The 15,650-nt window shown below is 34.6% G+C and carries 15 protein-coding genes; 5 read left to right on the top strand and 10 right to left on the bottom strand.

Annotated features, from left to right (window positions below; all coding sequences use genetic code 11):
* Nucleotides 1–136: 136 nt before the first annotated feature.
* Nucleotides 137–1,861, top strand: coding sequence for a 2-oxoacid:acceptor oxidoreductase subunit alpha (locus MZHIL_RS06415; protein WP_013898557.1), 1,725 nt, complete (start codon nt 137–139; stop codon nt 1,859–1,861).
* Entirely contained in the window at nt 1,862–2,716 is an 855-nt protein-coding gene (locus MZHIL_RS06420) for a thiamine pyrophosphate-dependent enzyme (protein ID WP_013898558.1), read from the top strand.
* A gap of 40 nt (nt 2,717–2,756) precedes the next feature.
* Here MZHIL_RS06420 and MZHIL_RS06425 read toward each other — a convergent pair whose 3' ends face one another.
* From MZHIL_RS06425 to trmY, 7 genes are all read right to left on the bottom strand, one after another.
* Entirely contained in the window at nt 2,757–3,350 is a 594-nt protein-coding gene (locus tag MZHIL_RS06425) for a HemK2/MTQ2 family protein methyltransferase (protein WP_013898559.1), read from the bottom strand.
* A 15-nt stretch (nt 3,351–3,365) separates the two neighbouring features.
* On the bottom strand, nt 3,366–4,181 hold the full coding sequence (gene rsmA / locus MZHIL_RS06430; RefSeq protein ID WP_013898560.1) for a 16S rRNA (adenine(1518)-N(6)/adenine(1519)-N(6))-dimethyltransferase RsmA: 816 nt from the start codon (nt 4,179–4,181) through the stop codon (nt 3,366–3,368).
* Between the two features lie 21 nt (nt 4,182–4,202).
* Entirely contained in the window at nt 4,203–4,796 is a 594-nt protein-coding gene (locus MZHIL_RS06435) for a DUF655 domain-containing protein (protein ID WP_013898561.1), read from the bottom strand.
* An 86-nt stretch (nt 4,797–4,882) separates the two neighbouring features.
* Complete coding sequence (locus MZHIL_RS06440) at nt 4,883–5,236, bottom strand: RNA polymerase Rpb4 family protein (protein WP_013898562.1); 354 nt, start codon at nt 5,234–5,236, stop codon at nt 4,883–4,885.
* Between the two features lie 206 nt (nt 5,237–5,442).
* Nucleotides 5,443–5,739 (bottom strand): 50S ribosomal protein L21e, encoded by a 297-nt coding sequence (locus MZHIL_RS06445; protein WP_013898563.1) that lies wholly within the window; start codon nt 5,737–5,739, stop codon nt 5,443–5,445.
* A gap of 98 nt (nt 5,740–5,837) precedes the next feature.
* Nucleotides 5,838–7,085: a tRNA pseudouridine(54/55) synthase Pus10 gene (locus MZHIL_RS06450; RefSeq protein WP_013898564.1), complete on the bottom strand. Its 1,248-nt coding sequence runs from the start codon at nt 7,083–7,085 to the stop codon at nt 5,838–5,840.
* Between the two features lie 134 nt (nt 7,086–7,219).
* Nucleotides 7,220–7,822: a tRNA (pseudouridine(54)-N(1))-methyltransferase TrmY gene (trmY, locus tag MZHIL_RS06455; RefSeq protein WP_013898565.1), complete on the bottom strand. Its 603-nt coding sequence runs from the start codon at nt 7,820–7,822 to the stop codon at nt 7,220–7,222.
* 81 nt (nt 7,823–7,903) lie between these two features.
* Here trmY and MZHIL_RS06460 point away from each other — a divergent pair, with 81 nt between their 5' ends.
* Nucleotides 7,904–9,034: a site-specific integrase gene (locus MZHIL_RS06460; RefSeq protein WP_013898566.1), complete on the top strand. Its 1,131-nt coding sequence runs from the start codon at nt 7,904–7,906 to the stop codon at nt 9,032–9,034.
* An 82-nt stretch (nt 9,035–9,116) separates the two neighbouring features.
* Here the strand turns inward: MZHIL_RS06460 and MZHIL_RS10545 are convergent, their stop codons facing one another.
* Together MZHIL_RS10545 and MZHIL_RS06465 are read right to left on the bottom strand one after the other, a co-directional pair.
* Nucleotides 9,117–9,263, bottom strand: coding sequence for a hypothetical protein (locus tag MZHIL_RS10545; RefSeq protein ID WP_013898567.1), 147 nt, complete (start codon nt 9,261–9,263; stop codon nt 9,117–9,119).
* Between the two features lie 1,044 nt (nt 9,264–10,307).
* Nucleotides 10,308–10,646 (bottom strand): hypothetical protein, encoded by a 339-nt coding sequence (locus MZHIL_RS06465; protein WP_013898568.1) that lies wholly within the window; start codon nt 10,644–10,646, stop codon nt 10,308–10,310.
* Nucleotides 10,647–11,155: 509 nt separating this feature from the next.
* On the opposite strand from MZHIL_RS06465, the gene MZHIL_RS06470 reads away from it, so the two are divergent.
* The gene (locus MZHIL_RS06470) at nt 11,156–13,702 is read left to right on the top strand and encodes a tetratricopeptide repeat protein (RefSeq protein ID WP_048815512.1); all 2,547 of its coding nucleotides are present in this window, start codon (nt 11,156–11,158) and stop codon (nt 13,700–13,702) included.
* 96 nt (nt 13,703–13,798) lie between these two features.
* The gene (locus MZHIL_RS06475) at nt 13,799–14,131 is read left to right on the top strand and encodes a protein-tyrosine-phosphatase (RefSeq protein WP_013898570.1); all 333 of its coding nucleotides are present in this window, start codon (nt 13,799–13,801) and stop codon (nt 14,129–14,131) included.
* Between the two features lie 79 nt (nt 14,132–14,210).
* On the opposite strand, the gene MZHIL_RS06480 is transcribed toward MZHIL_RS06475, so the two are convergent.
* Nucleotides 14,211–15,620 (bottom strand): hypothetical protein, encoded by a 1,410-nt coding sequence (locus MZHIL_RS06480; protein ID WP_013898571.1) that lies wholly within the window; start codon nt 15,618–15,620, stop codon nt 14,211–14,213.
* Nucleotides 15,621–15,650: the final 30 nt, after the last annotated feature.

The following is a 15,650-nucleotide window of genomic DNA, read 5'->3' on the forward strand; positions in this document are numbered from 1 at the left end:
GGAAACCTTATAATGAATAATGGGAAATATACTACTATAAAACTGCGATAAAATAAAACAGTTATTTATTATTTACCTGTTACCTTCAAAATGTGATTTACATTTGAGGGCTACGACATTTAAATGGGGGAATTAAATGAGTGTTGACCTTAACATAAAAATCGGAGGGGAGGCAGGCCAGGGTCTTCAGACTATCAGCTCTGTACTTGCAAAAACCCTGCTGCGTGGAGGATATAATGTCTTTGAGTCTCAGTACTTTCTGTCACGTATACGAGGAGGGCATAACTATTCTGAAATACGTGTAAGCGATGAAGAAATACTTTCAAAGAAAGAAAATGTGGATATTCTGATAGCTCTTGATAGATCTTCAATAGATCAGCATATCGATGAGCTTTCCGATGGAGTAATACTGATCGATAAAAATGAAATAAACATTGAAGATGAGATATCTTCTATATTCCATGTTCCATTCTCAGATATCGCCGAAGATGTTAGCGGTAATAAACTTTATACAAATACTGTTGCTACAGGTGCAGCTCTTGGATTGTTATGTTATGATTTTGAATATCTTGCAGAAGTGCTTACAGACTCTTTTAGTAGCAAGGGAGACGAAGTTGTACAGAAGAACATTGACGCTGCAAAAGCAGGATACGATTATTCACAGGAAAACTACAGTCAAAAATGCCATTTTTCACTTCAATCTATTGATAATACATCCAAAAAAATGCTGATCACAGGTAACGAAGCAATTGGTCTGGGAGCAATATCTGCCGGTTTGAAGTTTCTGTCAGCCTACCCCATGTCACCATCCACCGGTGCATTGACTTACGTGGCACAGAAAGCAGATCAATATAACATCATTGTTGAACAGGCAGAAGATGAAATAGCTGCCCTTAATATGGCAATAGGAGCTTCATTTGCAGGAACAAGATCAATGGTTACCACATCCGGTGGGGGGTTTTCACTTATGGCTGAAGCCCTTGGACTTGCCGGTATAACTGAAACACCTGTTGTAATCTATATAGGACAAAGACCAGGGCCTGCAACCGGCCTTCCCACAATGACCGAACAGGGAGATCTGGAATTTGTAATCCATGCATCACAGGGAGAATTCCCAAGATGTATCCTTGCTCCGGCAACTGCAGAAGATGCATTTTACCTGACTGCCAGAGCATTCAATATTGCAGATAAGTATCAGATTCCGGTCTTTATTCTGGCTGACCAGTATCTTGTGGATTCATCTTTTACATCTAAAATATTTGAAACCTCCAGAATATCCAGAGACAGACACATATTATCTGCCGATGAAATAGAATCAGCGGGTGAATACAAAAGATACAAAATAACAGATTCAGGAGTTTCACCAAGGGCAGTACCCGGAGTTACAAAAGAGCTGGTAATGGCTGATAGCGACGAACATAATGAGATTGGCCACATTGACCAGACTTCAGAGAACCGTATAAGAATGAACAATAAAAGGCTCAGGAAAATGGAAGGGTTAAAGAATGAGATATACCCGCCCAGAATATACGGTTCAAAGAGGCCGGATCTAACATTTGTGGGATGGGGATCAACATATGGACCCCTGAAAGAATCAGTGGATATCCTCAATAAAAACGGAGCTCATGTGAACCTAATACATTTCAATGAAGTATATCCTCTACCTGCAAAAGAAATACAGAATATATTCTCAGATGTAGAAAAGTGTGTCTGCGTAGAAAATAATGCTACAGGACAGTTTGCAAGAGTCTTGAAGATAGAAACAGGGGTTGAGATCTCAGATACTATACTAAAGTATGATGGGCTTCCCTTTACTGCAGATTATATCATAAACAAAGTTCATGAAAGGAAGATGATCTAAATGACAACCGCTAAGGATTATTCTAACGATGTAGAAAATGAGTGGTGCCCGGGGTGTGGGAACTTTGGGATCCTTAAAGCTATCAAAAAGGCACTTTCAGATTTGGACAAAAAGCCTCACGAAGTGCTTATGTGCTCTGGCATCGGACAGGCAGGAAAGCTTCCCCACTATCTTAAATGTAATATATTCAATGGCTTGCACGGACGTGCAATTCCGGTAGCTACAGCGGCAAAAACTGCAAATCATGATCTTACGGTTATTGCAGTTGGAGGAGATGGAGATATGTATGGTGAAGGAGGAAATCATTTCATACATAACATACGAAGAAACCCGGACATTACTTTGATAGCACATGACAATCAGATATATGGGCTCACAAAGGGTCAGGCATCTCCAACCAGTGATATCGGGATGAAGACAAAGCTGCAGCCGCATGGTGTCGTCAACACACCCTTCAATCCTCTTTCTGTGGCAATAGCCCTTGACTGCTCTTTTGTCAGCAGAGGATTTGCAGGAGATGTTGAGCATTTATCAAAGATCATTGGTCAGGCGATTGATCACAAAGGATTCTCTCTTGTGGATATACTTCAGCCATGTGTTACCTTCAACAGATTGAATACATTCAAATGGTATCGTGAAAGAGTATACAAGCTGGACGAAACAGATCATGACCCATATAACCGAACCAAAGCATTCGAAAAAGCTCTTGAATGGGGAGAAAGGATTCCAACAGGTATATTTTACAGAACAGATGATAAAGAAACATTCGAGGACATGAGAGGATTGGCATCAACACCCCTGGCGTACCTGGATGAAAATATTGACATAAGCACTTTGGTCAAAGAATTCATATAAAATCTAAAATAAAGTCTGGTCATGAAATCAGGTATTTATTTCAGGTTTTTTTTGTTGCCCTTATAATAACAATCTCTTCAAAAAAATATCTGGTACTTGCAACAATTTCAGGACACAGATCTTTATCCTTCATATTATTCATTATATGTTTAATATCTGCAAGAGAAGATGTTACCATCAAAATACTAGAATCATCTGACATATAGTATCCGGCGTTATCAAGAAAATCCTCTACTGTATCATTGCCACTGATTCCACCGTCAAATGCATAATTTAGCCACCCTTCTATCTTTTCATCGTCTGTTGGAAGATATGGGGGGTTGAATATAATGAGATCAAATATAGGCAATCTTTTAATTCCTTTAAACAGATCAGTTCGGATTACATCAATGCCGTTGCCCTTTGCACATCTAGCTGCATAAGGATTGATATCTGTTGCAATAATCATCTCAGGATTCAGATTTGCCCTGATCACTGCTGAAACTATACCTGTACCGGTACCAATTTCAATTATTCTCATCCCATCATATGCATACTGCAATACCGCATCTGCCAGCAAAAAAGAATCTTCAGCCGGCTCGTATACATTATCTGCAAGTTTTACTACTGATTTTTGGTATTCAATTTCAATCATTTTTAACATTCTGCTTTATAGCTGTTTTATATCCTTAAGACCATTTGCTATATCAGCAAGCTCAAATGGTGACAGATTTTCCGGCCTCTTATCAATGATATCCTGCGGAAGCTGAATGATCATTTCTTTCACATCTTCTTTATTCAGGCCCAGCTTACTAGAATTATTCATTATAGAATTTTTCAGCTTTTTTCGCCTCTGTCCAAAAACCGCTGTAATGAATTTAAAGAAAAAGCTTTCATCCACCACTTTGTAGGGAAATGGCCTTGGGACCAGTTTCACAACTGCAGACATGACCTTTGGGGGAGGAGAAAATGCAGATGCAGGAATCTTCATTATAATCTCAGCATCTGCATAGTATTGAGTAGCAACAGACAGTCTGCTATAGTCTTCTGAACCTGTACAGGCAACCATCCTCCTGGCAAACTCATACTGGTACATCAACACTCCCAGATCAAAATCGTATCTTAAAAGTTTAAAGGTAACAGGAGAGGATATGGAATAAGGCAGATTTGCAACAACCTTATTGAAGGGAGGAAACTCAACTTCAAGAACATCTCCGGATATTATCTGAATCTCTTCATGATCTCCAAATCGATCATGTAATACATCTACCAGGTTTGGATCAAGTTCTATAGCTATTGTTTTTTTTGCCTTTGATGCTATTTTCTCAGTAAGATTCCCAACACCAGCTCCAATTTCAAGTACCACATCCTCGGGTCCGATCCTGGATTCTTCAATTATTCTCTCAAGTATTCGGTTATCCACAAGAAAGTGCTGATCATGAGATCCTCCCTGTATCCCATACTTCTTTAAAAGCGATCTGACCAAAATCTATTCTCACCTGTTAAATTAGTCACCTTTGGGACGTTGGGGAGGAGTTGTGAATAAACGGTATTTTATATTTTTATCCTTTATCTCATCCTCAATCCTGTGTGAAATTGTCTTTTCAGGGGAATGTAGTCCACTTACCCTTTCCTGAAGATCTTTGAAACTCTTGAAGTTTCCTTTCTTTCTCTCATCAATTATAGCCCACATGAGTTTTTTGCCAATACCTGGAAGGAGTTCCAGCATGTGCAGTCTGGTAGTGATCGAGTGTGCATCATTGAAAAATTTCACAAATTTATCTTCAGAGTATTTTACTATCTTTTCCAGAGCAAAAGGCAATTCAAGCTTAGCACCGTGTGTAAGATCTTCATACCGTATCCTGTGCTTAACATGATCTATAATTTCCCTTTCACCTTCACCAATATATATTCTGGACTGAATTTCTGGGATAACGCCTTCCTTGGGAACCATTTCCATCAGTACAAAATATTTTTCACCGACTGCCTGAATAAGAGGTTTTTTCTGATATGCAGGACGATTATCAGAAGGACTGCCATACGGCAGATAATCAAGTACCCATGCATATTCCTCTTTACCAGTAGTCTTTTTATTGATCATAAATATATACCCTCCAGTGGCCTGATTTTAATGATACGGTCATATTACAGGATCTCAAAAAGAAAATGAGATATAGAAATATAAAGTTACTCCATAGATTCTGTAACAAGGTCTATAATTTTATCAAGTTCTTCTTCAGTTAAAGTGTATCGCTCTTTTGCATACAGTGCCCTGAGTTCATCTCTTGAAAGTGGCATTATATCGGCAATGCGGATTGCAATTTCCGGTTTCATCTTTTCCATTTCGAGTAGCTTACTCACCAGTTCTCTGGACTTTTGTCCATTTATCCTGGCAAACATATCCGCATGGTTGATAGCCTTTCGAAGTTCGTATTCCAGCTCTTCCTCATTATTTGAGCGCTCTTCCATAATCTCGTTAAGAATTTCCTTAACCTCTGCCAGAGTCAGCAGTTCTTCATCAACTATTTCCTTGACTATCATTGGATACACTCTTTTGATTTGAATAAATTTGAACTAAAACTGCGTGTTTTGAATGTTATGGAAACAGACAAATGACACAGCAATATATATTTCTGCTTATATCTACACATCCAAATTAATATAGTTATCTATTTAGATGAAATAGTAACAACTATCCTGACAGTTGATTCATCTGATTTACACAGGATAGTAGATTAACTTATATTTTAGTTGTGCCTCTGAGGTTTGAGGTGCTCAGGAACGCATATTACTTCTTTGAGCGCGTTGCCATCCCTTACCTGCAGAATATATGCACGGCCGCGCTGTCCAGTTACCTTTGCAGTCTTACCCTGGAACTTTGCATTAGGCATGCCTTTGTGTACACTGGGATCAATATCTATATGAACCATCTGTCCCTGATCAAATTCCTGAATAGCTTTGACTACAGGGGATATTCCCCTCTCTCGTACTGATTTTTTTAGTTTGTATCTTGTACAGTATCTTTCACCTTGTGATTTAGACATAACTTTTGCCTCCTGTGAGCATCAATATATTTGTGTGAATAAATTCATCAACTATATAACTTTAGTTATTATGACCAATAATTGAGCACCAGATATTATTATATTTTTACATCCACAACATCCAGTTCCGCAACTTCAGCCTGGACACCAAGAATCCCGCTAAGACTTGGAACTGTTCTTCCATCATCACTGGAAATCAGTTCCTTGACATACAGTCCACCGGCGCAGTGTACACGAATAATGGCATAATCCTCATTGATTTCCTCAAGTTCCATTTCATGAACATGCCTTTCTCTAACAATGTCCGCCCTTCGATGCACAACACGTAGAGGTGTCTGCTGTTTTATATCTGATCCTGCGAGATGCTCAACTGCATATATAAGGTTCTTTTCTGAAACCGGCTCTTTGAATGTAACTTTAAGGTTATAAACTTTATCCGCCTTTGAAGACTTTAGTGATTCAATTACTTCTTTGGAAGCAAATTTAAGTCCTTCTACTTCAATTTTACCGCCAGATTTCTCATTTATTTTATTTTCAAGCAACCTGAGATCCGTTTCTCTGAAGACAGGATCAACTGCTTCCACAACAAAAGGTCTGCCATTGCCAAGCATCAGGGCATCTATATCCTCACGGCCTGCACCATGAAATTTTGTCTCTGCACATCTTGTGGCCTCTATGACATGCTCACGTATTAATTCATCTACTGATACTGGATATTGTTTCCCGGTAAATTCACAGGATTCACAACCCCTGCCTCTGCATTTTCTACAGGGCCATCTTGTCTGAGGAATACCTCTGATAAGTTTGCGATACCTTCCGTAAATATATAGTGACCTTACCTGCAGTTTGACATTGTTTTCTGCTATATCCAGCATAACGACAACATCAGGATATTCAAAATTCACCTCTTTGCCTGTTTTCTGTGATATGATTTTACCGATCTCTCTGTTAAGTTCTGATTTAAGTGGTTCTGCATATAATGTTCCTGATTCGGTCCAGAGTATCTCTTCGTTTTCACTCAAAAGACCACTGATAATCGTACCAACCAGAAAAGTTGAATATTCATATTTGGAAAGTTTTGACAGTGCCATTTCAGCCCAAGTATCCAGTTCTTTAAAAAGGCCATTGCATACCCAGCATGTATTTCCTTCAGTGCTACTCAAAAAAGAACTGTCCATTCCTTCTTTTGAAAGTCTGTCAGCTTCCATTGTAATAGATAATTTCAATGCCCTCCCACGTTCATCATTTGTCAGGCCCGTGGACAATTTACCAAATTGCCTTCCAAGACAGTGATCGCAGATAGGACCTTCTGCGATTATTTTCTTAGAAATCTCAAGTATATTCATTTTATCACTCAGTCATCCTGTATATTATTGATACCAGTTTATCAGAAAAGGGAAAATGGTCTCCACACACTTAAGCTTAGCCAATAGACCGGCATGAAGTCTGAACCATTACTTTAGCTGATCAGTTAAAGGAATTATTTATCAACTACCAACCGGTCCAGTTCATTGTTTATAAGGGTTATGCAATGATCCGTATGCAATGAAAGAGGACCTAATGAAATTACATAAGGTTCATAGCCAGAAATCAATTTTTCCTCATCTTCATTAACACCCATATCATCACCAAAAATAAAGATTCCATCATCCATAAGATGAGCAGACGCCCTTATATCTATCTCATCCTCTTTCAAATAAAAAATATTGCGTCCTGTATCCCTGAACTCTTCCATAAGCATCTCAAGATTTCCTTTTCTAATCCATACACCAGGTGTTGATTGGACCTGGATATCACTTATATTTTTCTGAAGAGACTTTTTTATCAATGATCCACTACTTCGTTCATCTGGATTCAGATATTTTAAGGAGCTGCCCTCAAACCGAACAATAATTCCAGGATCCGGATCTCCAAGCAGAAGCAGGTGTACCCGTACATCCCTTCTCATATCATGAGAGAGGAACAAAGCAGAATTTATACATCTGCATAGCACATCCATCCTTCCTCCTGATCCGGGCAGATCATTCAATGAAAAATCCGGAGATGTAACAGCCCTGTGCCCAATAATCACAAAATCGCGCATGGTTTATAATTATATAAATGATATATTAACCTTTTGTATTGTTAGATAAATGTTAAATATTCCGGGAGGAAATAAGTAAATATGGGCATAAAAAATCTTGAAGAATTTGCCAGGAAATATGGTCAGGACTATGAACTATTTTACGACTATTTAATTATGAATGGTTTGAGTCGTAACTCAATACAATCAAAAATGTTAGCTTTTAAAATATTAAAATCAATTACAGCAGGAATTGATCTTTCAAATCTTACTGAAAAAGATATTTTAAAAATCAGAACAAATATAGTTAAAAGATATCCTCAAGAACAAACACAGGCAATGCTTCAGATTGTACTCAGGCAGTGGTTGGACTGTTCAGAACAGAAAGACCTGATTGAACTTGTTAAAATTTCCAGGATAAAAAGTAATAAAAAGCTTCCCGAGGAAGTATTGACTCGGGATGAAGTTCAAGCTCTTCTAGATAACTGCAATCATCCAAGAAACTCAGCTTTAATTGCATTGATGTATGATTCGGGTTGCAGGGTTGGCGAATTACATGATATGAGAATAAAAGACGTAATCTTTGATGATAATGGTGCAGTTGTTACTTTTCCAACCGGTAAAACAGGCTGGCGTAAAAATAGAGTGGTTTTTGCTGCTTCTTATCTAAGGGTATGGTTAGATCATCATGAACACAAAGCCAATCCGGAAAATCCACTATGGTATACATTCAAACGAGACTATAAAGGGAAAAAGGAAATACAGCCTCTGAAAGCAAGTGCTGTTAGAAAAATGATCAAAGAAACTGCTGAAAGAGCAGGCATTCAAAAGAGAGTACATCCTCACCTATTCAGACATACCAGAGCAACCGAACTTGCAAATCATTTAACTGAACAGCAACTGAAAAAACAGTTTGGGTGGACACAGGCTTCCAACATGGCTGCCCAGTATGTTCACCTAACAGACAAAGATGTGGATAATGCAATATTGAAAGCATCCGGGGTTGAAGTTATTGAAAAAGAAAATGAAAGAGAACTTAAGCCAGTAAGATGTGAGAGATGTAAAGATCTAAATCCTCCCGGCACCAGTTTTTGTAATAAATGTGGATACCCAATGGCTGAAGAAGCATCCATAGAACCAACTACAGTACTTGCAGAAGCCATGGAAAATCCTGAGTTTAGAAATGAAGTTACTAAAATGCTGGCTGATATGTTTGAAAAGAGTAAAAAATAGTTAAAAAAATATCCCAAAACTATTCATGGACTCAGAGTAAGTTCAGGGATATTTTTCACATCTGTAAGTTACAATGGCTGTGTTAGTCATCTCCATATAACTTGAGAAAAGCCTGAGCCATTGCTCTTTCAATGGGTACACCCGTTTCTGCCAGAATTTCAATAGTTTCTCTATTTTTGTTACAATATTCAGAAAATTTTGCTTTGTCAGTAGGCTGATTAGATTCCATATTTTCCTCACAGAATTCTATTTTCAGAAACTATTCACAACAGTTCTTTATATCATAACAAAAATTCATCCAGTCTTTCAATCACTCAAGTCTTTCAATCATTCAGCCATTCAACAATTCAAATCTTCAAGTTATTCAAAAGACACTGTATATTTAAACTTGAATATCAAATATTTTTACAGACTTATTAAATCACCATACTTAGAAATTATTTAATTTATATTAAAAGTTACGTTCAATAAAGAATTATAGTTGTTTATTATTAATAATATACAATATTTGATGCTAAAATTGTATTATAGTGTTTAATATTAGTTTATATGTTTTTTGTAACAAATAATTGGTTTAAAATAAAAATAATATTCTTAAATAGCTTTAAAAATAATATTTATAAATTTAATGGATTCCATTGGAAAATGCATCCTATACAGTCAATAAAAACAATTTTCAAAATTTAATTTTGTTTTTTTAGTGAAATATAATATAGTTCAACAAATCTGCTTTTAGATTGAACTTGATATATTTCAACTCTGTATATTCAATTTATAATATGGATTTAATACACTTCAAGCATGATATAAGCAATTATTTTGAGAAACTATGTCCGATATAAGAATCCTAAAACACTTCAGTAATCAGTTTTAACTGAATTTAATATTAAAGTCAATCTTTTAGAAAAAACACTACAACTTTCAAATTAAAATCCAATGTTTCCCCTATTTAAAGCTCATGGTTGGATTTTTAGACTATAACCCATAGTTAACTATGGAGTTGATAATAAAATTTCAATAGAAGTTATTTTGAAGCTTTTTAAGAGAACTTGTTTCAAAAATATAAATTATAACTTCCCTGAATCATAGTTTTGGGATGGATAGTGAATGGAGTTTAGGATCCCTGTGATGTCACCGGAGTGGTCTTTCACATAAGTGAAAGTGGGGTTCAGAAAACCGCCATGAAAGAATTAATGTAGTCTTTAAAGAACTACTAGACTTTGTATATTTCATTTTATGTTGGAAAAATGTATCAAGGCTTTAAATATGGACATCATTGTATTTCACTCATATCCAGCTTTTCAACATATTTATCTATTTCTTTGTTGTCAGCTACGTTGTTTAAGTCTTTCATGATTTTCTCTACATAATTTTTTATGTCGTTTCTTTTTTCAATTCTTGCTATTTCAAAGACATTTTCTTCTATTGAGGCTTCAATTGTCACTAGATAGCATGAATAATAAGGCTCATTGCCTTTCTGAACTTCTAATAGAACATCAGATATGTAATTTCCCCACATCGAATAATGATCAGTTTCTTCCCCACAGGAAAACCAATTGTCCATTTCGCCAGTTAATCTTACTTTGTCATCATCTTTAATCTTAGATCCCATAATTATCTAAAAATATTATGGATTAACTTTCATAAAAAGTTTCTTAATATAGCTCTGTAGAATTTCTTATTAAAATTCACTTGAATCAATAGCAACAATGTGTTATCTCAAAGAAAACTGAAAGTCGATCTAATATAGACTCTCTATGTAGTTTATACTCAGTTTCGTTGAAACTTTGTTTCAACTCAAGTCTTAAAGAAGTATTACGAAGGTGAGCAAACAAATCTGGATCATCATTCATGTTGTGAAATCTAAAATTATGATTCTGTGAAATAAATTATCCGAACAATAATTATTAAGGAGTTATATATTTCTGTATTACGCATTAACATCTTGCATTTGACCTCTTTTTACCTGATTTCTAAATAAAATATATGAGATTTTACAGCAAGATAGTGACGCTGTCGACTAATATCAACTGAACATTTAAATCCGAGATATAGGTACATTTAAAATATTATTAGTTATATAACTAGATTGTTAAATAAATAGCCATGTGGGGAAATAACGTGCTAAATATCAAAAAAGAACTAATTAGTAATATCGAAAAAGAATTGTACGTTAAAGTGTTTCTAAATGAAGGAGTCATGGTTGAAGGTTACGTATCAAACTTTGATGATGATATGATCCTATTGAAAAATAAAAATGTTATTTCAGGTATATCTCTAAGTTCAATACATTCATGGCAAGTCTATAATGATAAAGAGCAAAAAAATACACCACTTAAAGAAACTATATCTGATGAAGGCCAAAAAGAAAACTACAACAAGATAAAGCTACAAGAGCCTTTTATTGATACATATAAAAAGCTATATTTATTCAAAGAATCAAACGATTCTATCCTTTTTAGAATGAATCCATATGAGCCTATATCTAAAGTACCAGATTTCTTGAAAAATAATGATGATAGCTGTAGCAGGTCAATTTGGGATAGAGTTCTAGCTAAAATAAACATCCCTAATGTGCATAAAGATAAGGAAATCGAACAGCTTTCAAATGAATTTGCTACACTTCTAAAAAAATATCCGTCTCAAAGTATACTCGAATATAACCTTGGTTGCCTTAAACTAAAATCATCTAATTATCCTTCGGCAGCAAATCATTTTGACAATACTCATATTCTAAGTTCTGACAGAAAATCACTTTATAACTCAATTTATGCTCATCTTCAAGCAGGTAACAAGGAAATGGTCACACTTAATTTAGCTAAATATCTTTATGCTGAAACTAATCTAATTGACAATAAATTTTGGTTTGAATTTAGTTGTTTATGTAAAGAGAGCAAAGAGTACTGGATGTATACCTCAGTTGTTGATAGTATCTTAAATCATATAGAAGATATTGAAAACATTAATTTAATATTTGGTTCACTCTTTTTTGTTTATGAGGACGTTTCTATTCTTCAAAATAAATTCCAAGAAAACGGTGAAGAAATAAAAGTGCTTAATAAAGATATGGAATCTACAATAGCCGTTATCCAATCTTTTTTAGATGACGTTCAAGCAATGGACATATGGATCAAAAATGATAATTTCAATATTTGGATGATGGGAGAAAGTACGGATTTAAGATCAGCAAAAGATACTGATATCACGCAGAATAATGATTCGTCTATTAACTTGGACTATGATTGGGAATATGATGTATTTAGGTTAAAAAGCCTATTCAATGAGTTTCATTATAATTTTAATCGAGGATCCATATATCGATGTATACCTGTAAGCCCTGATAATAAACTGGGTTATGGTTTTTTACGTGATGATAGTACAATGAACGAAGTTCATTTCTTCTACGATAAAGTAATTGGACTTCAATACCTAACTACTACAGTCGAAATCAATGTTCCTGTACTTTATATGGCGGTACCTACAAATGAAAAAAATACATCTGTTGATTTATCAGCAACTATCATCATTCCAATTGAAACTTTGGATAATATTTGGGAATCAGCTTTTTTGTTTGCTAAAGAAAAAGATTATGAAAGTGCATTGAATGAACTGAATACCATCCTAAAATATCATCCGGAATATCCAGGAATAAATGATAGAAAGAAAAAATGGGAAAAGCTATTAGATAAAAATGAATGTCGTTTTAAAAGAAACTTTAATTTAAACTTTAAGCCAAAAAATGAACAAGATTGGACATGTTATATCAATACATTATTTGATGAAAAACTTTATTCTGAAGCTATAAGTTATTATGATAAAATTTCAGCAACTCCAGCTAAATCTAGTTACTTATTTAGAATAGGTTTACATCATTATCAGAAAAAAGATTTTAATGCAGCAATTAGTTTTTTGACAAAAGCAATTGATAAAAATCATTTTTATTATAATGCATATTTTGCAAGAGGATTAGTTTATTTTAAAATTGAGAAATACCATGAAGCTTTATCAGATTTTGCAAGAGCATTAGATCTCAGGCCGGATCATAAAGATGTATGGGTTCATTATGCATTATCTCAACAACTCGTTGGTAAATATGATCATGCATTAAATAGTTATGAAAAAGCACAAGCAATCGATTCAACTGATTGGAATGTTCGTTCACTTAAAGCAGGGTTATATATAAAAATGAATAAGATTAGTGAAGCATTGAAAATTATTGATGATATTCTTGAAAATGGTGATCCAGAAAATCCAGAAACTTTGTTCTCTAAGGGCTATGCACTTCAAAAAATAAAAAAATATGACGAAGCCCTTTTTTACTTTGAAAAAAGTTTAGAGATTAAACCTAGCAACATTAAAGTTATCACAAAAAAGGCATACACATTAGCACGTCTTAACAGGTTCGATGAAGCTTTGTATGAAATTGACCATGCCATTAATATGAACCATTTTAATTCAAGGTCTTGGTATTACAGAGGTGTGATTAATTACTTTGCAGGTAATTTTAAAACTGCTAAAAATGATTTTGAAGAATCACTGAAATTAAAACCAAATGTTTCACGCGTTGAAAGTTGTCTTGATAAAACCAAGTTGGAATTAAAAAGTATAAATGATGATGAGAATATAAAAGAATTAGTTAAAAATTGTAGTGATAAATGGTCACTTTAAGAGTTGTATTATTGAAAAATGAATGGAGAGTACCACAATAATTAATATACCCTCTAATTTAACCTATTTTTCAACATATTATTTACGAGGTTCAACATGAATAAGTTTCTATTCGTATGTACTGGAAACCTGCAAAGATCACCAACTTTTGAGATATGGTTCAAAAAAAACCGTCCAGAGTATGAAGCAAAGTCTGCAGGAACAAGAACATTGCATTTTGATCCTGATACTAACCAGGTCAATGATGAACTCTTAGATTGGGCAGATATAATTTTTTGTATGGACTTGGAACAGCATTTATACATATATATAAATCATCCAACATATCGTGATAAATTAGAAGTTATAGGGGTTTCTGATCAGTACGATAGATTTTCTTTAAGACTTATAGATATCATAGAGCATTGGGTTCAGCTAAAGAGGCTTTGATAACTAAAATAATCTGCCAAAGCCCTTAAAAAATATATTCTTGTGCCTTAAAGATTAATGACTTTTTTGTTGTAACTTTTTATCGACTTTTATGGTCTGTGCATATTTGGCTCCACCAAACATGATAAGGAACTCCAGTATCTTTTTCATGTTTTGCTTTATAGTGTGCATCTATTCCATCCCAACCATTCCCTTTAAATATATGATTACAAATTGGACACCTTCTTGGATGTGTGATGTTTTTACCCCAACATGGACAATTTGGATTGCAATTTTCATTCACTTCTTCTTTATAATTACTATTGTTAGCTGATACTAAATTACTTCTTTGAACTATGCTATCTTCAATGACTACATTCACATCACAATTACCATTAACATCGCACATATCTAACAAATTAGTATGTTGTACAACAGAATCTTTGACATATACATTAACAATCTTATTTTTTGAGATTGATTCCAAAGTTTGCTTTAACTCTCTTCCAATTTCAGCAAGTAGACCAGTTAAAGAGTCAGCATTATTAGTCGCTGCAAATAATTCAATTCTATTATTTCCAGAGAAAATAGAAATTTTGATAATAATATCGTTGTTGTTTACCTTAGTCTTACCGTAATACCATATCTCAGATCTTCTTTTATCTCTTGAACTTAATGTGCTCACATGCTTAATATCATGTTTTTGGAGAACTTTATGACTCAGATGAGTAATATTGTTGATATCAAACCCATCACTTATCTCATAAATACGGTTATCTCTACTTGGAAGCTTTTCAATAAATTCTTTAAGTCTCCCAATATTGATGTCCTGATCAGTCTTCATGATAGGACAAATAACTCTTATCTCTTTTGGCTCCATCCATGTGGACTGCATGTTCCCCATATAATTTTGATATAGAACAATGCATTTAATATCAGTAGCTTTAGAGCAAGTGAGAGGTTCAAATAGAATCGTTAATGTCTTCGATTTACCACCAGGAATAGTATCCAAGATAAATTTACCATTTTTTTTAGAAATTTTTTCATTTTCAACTATATGCAATAAAGCTTCATCATAAATGAAGTCTAGAGAAACGTCACTAATTACATATTGGCTTTCATTACTGACCGAAATCTTGAACCTAATGTAACCTTGATAGAATTCTGTTTCTCTTTTGATATTAATGGGAAAATTTGTATAAGTTTCTGTTTTATGAGTATTAATATTGAGGTTGTTTTTAAAGCTTTTATCTAAATTATTAAATTTAGATGATTTGGAACCTGTAGGAGACTCAAATGCAACCCATCCATCTCCAAGTGAAACTTTATGTTTCTCAGCACTATTCATGTTACCAAACCTGGTTGCTTTCTTTCCACCTATACTGGCAGCAGGTTTTTTATTTCCATATTCCCCATCCTTATAAACATATTTCACTCCTTGATGGCAACCCCGCTCTTTAGCTTCTTCCACGACACTTTTGGGTACCGTTTTCCCTAACTCATTCTTCATCAAATACACCTTTTTTTGTCGTTGAACTCA

The organism is Methanosalsum zhilinae DSM 4017 (assembly GCF_000217995.1).
Taxonomy (GTDB): domain Archaea; phylum Halobacteriota; class Methanosarcinia; order Methanosarcinales; family Methanosarcinaceae; genus Methanosalsum; species Methanosalsum zhilinae.